8 protein-coding genes are annotated in these 6,269 nt (G+C 32.9%); all 8 read right to left on the bottom strand.

Annotation, left to right across the window (positions count from 1 at the left end; all coding sequences use genetic code 11):
• Window positions 1-205, bottom strand: a 205-nt coding sequence (locus FYJ26_RS10070; protein WP_229771256.1) for a transposase, incomplete at its 3' end; no start/stop codon positions are given.
• A 290-nt stretch (window positions 206-495) separates the two neighbouring features.
• Window positions 496-1,185, bottom strand: a complete 690-nt coding sequence (gene gpmA / locus FYJ26_RS10065; RefSeq protein WP_154542039.1) for a 2,3-diphosphoglycerate-dependent phosphoglycerate mutase — start codon at window positions 1,183-1,185, stop codon at window positions 496-498.
• Window positions 1,185-2,234, bottom strand: coding sequence for a rod shape-determining protein (gene mreB, locus FYJ26_RS10060; RefSeq protein WP_154542037.1), 1,050 nt, complete (start codon window positions 2,232-2,234; stop codon window positions 1,185-1,187). Before mreB ends, gpmA begins: the two co-directional genes overlap by 1 nt.
• A 7-nt stretch (window positions 2,235-2,241) precedes the next feature.
• On the bottom strand, window positions 2,242-3,411 hold the full coding sequence (metK, locus tag FYJ26_RS10055) for a methionine adenosyltransferase (protein WP_154542035.1): 1,170 nt from the start codon (window positions 3,409-3,411) through the stop codon (window positions 2,242-2,244).
• 18 nt (window positions 3,412-3,429) lie between these two features.
• The gene (ispF, locus tag FYJ26_RS10050; RefSeq protein ID WP_154542033.1) at window positions 3,430-3,906 is read right to left on the bottom strand and encodes a 2-C-methyl-D-erythritol 2,4-cyclodiphosphate synthase; all 477 of its coding nucleotides are present in this window, start codon (window positions 3,904-3,906) and stop codon (window positions 3,430-3,432) included.
• 1 nt (window position 3,907) lies between these two features.
• Window positions 3,908-4,597: a 2-C-methyl-D-erythritol 4-phosphate cytidylyltransferase gene (ispD, locus tag FYJ26_RS10045; protein WP_154542031.1), complete on the bottom strand. Its 690-nt coding sequence runs from the start codon at window positions 4,595-4,597 to the stop codon at window positions 3,908-3,910.
• Between the two features lies 1 nt (window position 4,598).
• Window positions 4,599-5,702: a PIN/TRAM domain-containing protein gene (locus FYJ26_RS10040; protein ID WP_154542029.1), complete on the bottom strand. Its 1,104-nt coding sequence runs from the start codon at window positions 5,700-5,702 to the stop codon at window positions 4,599-4,601.
• A gap of 20 nt (window positions 5,703-5,722) precedes the next feature.
• Window positions 5,723-6,202, bottom strand: coding sequence for a CarD family transcriptional regulator (locus tag FYJ26_RS10035; protein ID WP_154542027.1), 480 nt, complete (start codon window positions 6,200-6,202; stop codon window positions 5,723-5,725).
• Window positions 6,203-6,269: the final 67 nt, after the last annotated feature.

The following is a 6,269-nucleotide window of genomic DNA, read 5'->3' as shown; positions in this document are numbered from 1 at the left end:
TTGAAAGTAGTGCTTTTTCATTTCTTTGATATCTTTCAGATACTTCTGTTGAGAATTTACCATCTCTTGTCCTAGGTACTCTTAAAGTTAATGTTCCTATTTTGGTTGTATAGTCACGTTCATAGTATCCATTACGGTAGGTGATTCTGTTAGGATCTCTTTGATAGGCTGTATTTTCTAAATATTCATCTATTTCTTTTTCCATAAGCTCGTTAAATATTTTACTTAGAATAGTTCTTGCCATATCATTTTTAACTTCTTAGTTAATTAAATTTTGTATTTCTTCTTGATTAATTGTAAAATGTAATTGGGTCATTTGTTCCTCCTAGTTTAGTTTTGGTTTGTTAAAAACATTGTACTAGTTTGGGTTTCAAATGACCTTTTTCTTTTTACACAATTATACGGACTCTATCTTTTAATTTATCTAATACTTTATAATTTTTTATGGACAAAAAAAGACTTCAAAACGTAGGCTTTGAAGTCTTTGATTTGAGTTTATAGATAATATTTTTTAACCACTTTAAGTTCATCATCTAATTCATATACTAAAGGTTGACCTGTTGGAATTTCTAAGTCCATTATGTCATCATCTGATATATTTTCAAGATGTTTTGCCATAGCTCTTAGGCTATTTCCATGAGCTGCAACTAGAACTGTTTTTCCTTCTAAAAGGTCTTTTGCAATAAAGTCTGTGTAAAAAGGTAAGCATCTTTCAAGTGTTACTTTTAAGTTTTCTGCTACTGGAATGATTTCTTGTGGGAAGTCTTTAAACCTATCTTCAGCTGCTTGTGCCTTAGCATCTTCATCTGAGAGTGCTGGTGGAAGTGTATCATATGATCTTCTCCAAATGTGTACTTGTTCATCACCATATTTTTCAGCAGTTTCTTTTTTATTTAAGCCTTGAAGGGCTCCGTAGTGACGTTCATTTAGTCTCCAAGATTTAACTTGTGGTACAAAAAGTTGGTCTGAGTATTCAAGAGTATAATTACAGGTTTTAATAGCTCTTTTAAGAATTGATGTATAAGCTATATCAAATTTGATTCCTGCTTCTTTTATTTTTCTTCCTGCTTCTTTTGCCTCTTCTACACCTTTTTCTGAAAGATCTACATCTACCCAACCTGTAAATTTGTTGGCAAGATTCCATTCACTTTGTCCATGTCTTACAAATACTAATTTTTTAGTCATTACCTTCTCCTTAATTTTTCCTTTTTCTCAAGCTGTTTTTGCTTGGCTTTCATTGACTCATTCTTTTCTTCATCGATATTATCAATCCAGGTTAGGGCATTGGCCGTCCCTATTATTACACATTCTTGTGGATTTTTAGCGATTCTAACATCGATTTGGAGTCTTTCTTTTATTCTTTGGCTAAGTCCCAAAGTTAAAGCTCCACCACCTGTCAAGAATATTCCCCTTTCATAAAGGTCTGCTGCAAGTTCAGGCGGAGTTACTTCCAATACTTTCTTTACCCCATTTATTATTTTATCAATCGATGGAAGTAAAGCCCCATAGATTTCTTCTACTGGTATAAATATTTTTGAAGGTAGGCCATCATCCATTAGCCTTCCCCTAACTTCAATGGAGTCTCTAATTTCAGCTCCTTGAGCTTTTATTTTTATTTCTTCTGCACTAGATTCTCCAATAAGCATCCTATACCTATTTCTTATATAGTCTTTTATGTTCTTATCAAAGGTATCCCCTGATATTTCTATGGAATCACTTGTTACAATTTGACCAAGAGAAACAACTGCTATATCAGTCGTTCCCCCACCTATATCTATTACCATATTCCCCTTTTCATCGGCTATGTCTATGTCAGCTCCAAGGGCTGCTGCAAGTGGCTCATCTATGAGGTAAACCCTATGAGCTCCTGCATTCTCTGCTGCTTGAAGAACTGCTCTTTTTTCAATTTGAGTTGCCTTGCTTGGTACACATATCAAAAGATTGGGCTTAAAGAAGGACTTATCTAAGGCTTTTTTAAGAAAATATTTAAGCATTTCTTCTGTAGCATTAAAATCAGCTATTACCCCATTTTTTAGTGGTTTAAGTGCAATTACATTTCCTGGAGTTCTTCCCAAGACCTTCTTTGCTCCAATTCCTACCGAAAGGATTTTTCCGCTTAGAATATCTTTAGCTATTACTGAAGGTTCTTCTAGGCACACTCCCTTATCTTCAACATAAACTAAAACTGATGCCGTCCCTAAGTCTATGGCTACATTTTTTCTAAAACGTGACATATACTACCTACTTCTTTTTAAGTTCTTCAACTTGGTCAAGTTTCTCCCAAGTAAAGTCACTATCATCTCTACCAAAGTGACCATAGGCTGCAGTCTTTTTAAAGATCGGTCTTTGTAGATCAAGTTTATCTATTATAGCTTGTGGTCTAAAGTCAAATACTTCTTTTACTATTTCAGTTAATTTTTCATCATCATATTTTCCACTTCCAAAAGAATCTACATAAATAGAAAGTGGTTTTGCAACTCCTATGGCGTAGGACACTCCTATTTCACATTTTTTGCAAAGTCCTGCTGCTACCATGTTTTTGGCTGCATATCTTGCCATGTAAGCTCCAGATCTGTCTACTTTAGTTGCATCTTTTCCAGAAAATGCTCCACCACCGGTTTTTGAATAACCACCATAAGCATCTACTACTATTTTTCTTCCTGTTAGACCTGAATCTCCCTTTGGTCCACCAATTACAAATTTACCTGTTGGATTTATATAAATTTTGGTATTATCATCTATGTATTTTTCTTCTATTACATAGTCTATAACTTCTTTTTTAATATCTTTTTTGATTTGATCAAGACTTACATCTTCCGAGTGTTGGGTTGAAATCACTATAGAGTCAACTCTTTTTAGAATATCATCATCATATTCTACTGTTACTTGACTTTTTCCATCTGGTCTTAAGTAATCTAGAATTTTTTCTTTTCTAACTTCTGTAAGTCTTTTGGAAAGTTTTTGAGCATAAACTACTGAAAGTGGAAGATATTCTTCTGTCTCATCATCAGCATATCCAAATACCATACCTTGATCTCCTGCCCCTATTTTATCATATTTGTCATTTGTTGACTTATAGTCTTGGGAGTCATCAACTCCTTGGGCAATATCAGGCGATTGTTCTATAAGGGAGGTTAGAACAGCTACATTTTGGTAGTCAAAACCAAGCTTTGGATCATCATATCCTATCTCTTTTATAGTATTTCTTGCAATTTGTTCAATTGGTGCATAAGCATCTGTTGAAATCTCTCCTACTACAAGAACAAGACCTGTCGTAGTTACACACTCACAAGCCACCCTTGAGTTTTTATCTTGCTTTAAGCATTCATCTAATATAGCATCTGAAATTTGGTCGCAAACCTTATCTGGATGACCTTCTGTTACAGATTCTGATGTAATAAGTTTTCTCATTCATATCCTCCTAGTTTCTTAGTCTATTTTTTCTAATAAAACTACAGCTCTAGCCTCAATTCCTTCACCACGACCTGTAAAGGATAGTTTTTCGCTAGTTGAGGCCTTTATAGATACATTTTCTATGTCGGTTTTTAAATGTTTGGCTATCATTTCTTGAATTTCAAGCCTTTTTGGACTAATCTTTGGCATCTCACAAATTATAACTGTATCAATATTCCCAATTTTATAATTTCTTTCTTCCATTAATTCTACCACCCTATCGAGTAAATTGATAGAGTAAATATCCTTATATTTTGGATCTGTATCTGGAAATAAATTGCCTATATCAGCAAGATTCATAGCTCCAAGTATGGCATCCATTATAGCATGAACTAAAACATCTGCATCTGAATGACCCAAAAGTCCATATTCATAGTCAAATTCTATCCCACCAAGTATTAATTTTCTATCCTTAACTAATTTGTGGACATCATATCCTATACCTATTCTCATATTAATCCTTTAAAAATGCTTTGGCAAATACCAAGTCTTCTTGGGTAGTCATTTTTATATTTGAATATTCACCTTCAACTACCTTTATTTTTTCGTCTGTATAGATTTCAAAAAGCTGACTATCATCTGTTATGATAAAATCACTTTCAATATATTTTTCATAAAGAAATAAAATCAATTTTTTATCAAAGGCTTGTGGTGTTTGGACATTGTAGACTTCACTTCTTAAAGGCGTACTTTTAACAAATCCATCACCATCTACAATCTTAACTGTATCCTTTGATTTTACAGAGCTTATTACAGCCTTATAAAACTTCAACTCATCCATTACTCTTTTAAAAAGCTCTTTACTTGCAAAAGGTCTTACCCCATCATGGGTTAAGACCAAATCTATGTCACTTCCTACAGCCTTTAGGCCTTCGTATGTTGAAAGTTCCCTAGTTTCTTTGCCATAAACATAGGTAATCTTCTTATTGTATTTTTTTATAATATCTCTTAAGTAAGTTTCATCTTCTTTTCTAATAACAACAATAATCTCATCAAATTCATCAAAGGATGTTATTGTATCAAGGGTTATTTCAAGAATTTTTCTTCCCCCTATTTCTATATAGGGCTTTGCCCTATCAGACTTCATCCTAAGTCCATTTCCTGCTGCTGTAATTACTGCTGAAATTTTTCTATTTTCTATCATATTATTCCTTTGCCTTTACAAATATCATCTTTCCAGCTGATGTTTGTAGGACGCTTGTTACTGTTGTCCTTATATGTTGACCTATAAGATGTTTTCCATCTTCTACTACAACCATGGTTCCATCTTCTAAATATCCGACCCCTTGGTTTCTTGACTTGCCTTCTTTTATAACTTCAATCTCCATACTTTCTCCAGGTAAAACTTTAGTTTTTAAAGCGTTGGCTAAGTCATTTATATTAAGTACAGTTATGCCTTGAACATCTGCAACCTTATTTAGATTATAGTCGTTGGTAAAAATCTTTGCTCCAGTATCTTGTGCATATTTTAGAAGCTTTGAATCAACTTCCTTTATGTCAGGATAGTCAACTGAGCTTATTTCAAGATTTATATCCCTATCTTTTTTAATCTCTTTTACAACATCAAGACCGCGCCTTCCTCTTTCTCTTTTCAAATCATCGGGACTATCGGCTATGTGTTGGAGCTCTTCTAATACAAATTCTGGAATTACAAGTTTTCCTTCCAAGAAATTTATCTTAATTATATCAAGAATTCTTCCATCTATCAAAACCGAAGTATCTATAACCTTAAGTAGGTTATCTTTACTTATCTCGCTTTGATTGATGCTTTTTGTCTTTGTAAGCTTTACATCCTTTACTTTTTGGAAAAGCTGTGGATACTTATCAGGATACCTTGAAGCAATTCTCCAACCCAAAAGACCAAAACCTACATAAATAATAATAGATAATAGCACAAAAATTGAATTACCAACAATTGGTAATGTTAAAGAGGTTAAGGGTCTTGTTGCAAGAAAGGCTAATATAAGTCCTACTATAAGTCCACTTATCCCAATTGCCACAGTCATAGGTGGCATTTGGTCTAGATACTTTTCTAACTTTTTGAAATTATCTTCCATCTTGGTAAATATTACCCCTGATAAAAAATAAAATAATACTGCAAAAATCAAAGCTCCCAAGACATTTATAGTAATTAAAAAAATAGAACTATCTATTGTAATCGCTACAACAGATAGTATCAATTTTATTACAGATATGCCTAGAATAGCTCCAATTACTGCAAACATAATTCGAAATATTCTATTAAACATTATCTTCTCCTAATTTTGGATTATAGACCAATTGATTCATCAATTATTTTTTCAGCTTCTTTTCTATCTAGAGAACCCGCCATTACAAGCTCGCTTGCCATAATCCTTCTTGCCCTATTTAAAAGTTTCTTCTCAGTTGTAGAAAGTCCCTTTTCATCATCCAAGGCTACTAAATCTCTTACCATATTTGCAATTTTAAATATATCCCCTGTCTTTAGGATTTCTTGATTTTCCCTATATCTAATATTCCAATTAGAATTTAGGTCTTTAGGATCTCCATTTAAAATTGCAAGTACTTCTTCCCCTTCTTTTTTTGATATAACATCCCTGATATTCATATTATTAATATTTGATTTAGGAATAGATATATCCATGTTCCCTATAGGCATTTTGAGTATAAAATACTCCTTTTCTTCACCTAAAAATTCCTTGATTTCTACTGAGTCTATAGTCCCAGCTCCATGCATAGGATAGACTATTTTATCACCTATTTTAAACATTTTGACCTCCTAGGTTCTCTATTATATTATAACCTTTTTTAGTCAAATAGTAAAATTAAATAATTTT

Origin of the sequence: Anaerococcus porci (genome assembly GCF_009696575.1) — a bacterium.
Classification (GTDB): domain Bacteria; phylum Bacillota; class Clostridia; order Tissierellales; family Peptoniphilaceae; genus Anaerococcus; species Anaerococcus porci.
The sequence above is the reverse complement of the archived record's forward strand: the minus strand, read 5'-3'. Positions and strand labels throughout refer to the sequence as shown.